Below are 246 nucleotides of genomic sequence, written 5' to 3'. Positions count from 1 at the left end.
ACAGCAGATAGTCGTTCTTGGTCAGCCAGTCGTAATACTGGTCGGAGACCACATCCGCCCGCTCGTAGGGGTCCATGCGCAGGTTGAACAGCTTGGGCACGCGCAGGCAGACGAAGGGTTCGCTCCACACCTCGAAGCCGCCGGGCTTGCGCTGCTCGCAGAACACCGCCTTCCAGTCGCCGAAGCGCATGGCCACCAGTTGGCCGTCGTCGTTGAAGTAGTAGAACTCGTTGCGCGCGCTCTTCT

1 pseudogene is annotated in these 246 nt (G+C 61.8%); it reads right to left on the bottom strand.

Annotated features, from left to right (window positions below):
• A pseudogene (locus tag J5M67_RS29140) lies at positions 1-246 on the bottom strand (arylsulfatase); the annotation flags it as partial.

It is taken from the genome of Pseudomonas sp. 30_B, from assembly GCF_017491605.1.
Lineage (GTDB): Bacteria > Pseudomonadota > Gammaproteobacteria > Pseudomonadales > Pseudomonadaceae > Pseudomonas.
This window is presented reverse-complemented; position numbering and strand designations above follow the sequence as displayed.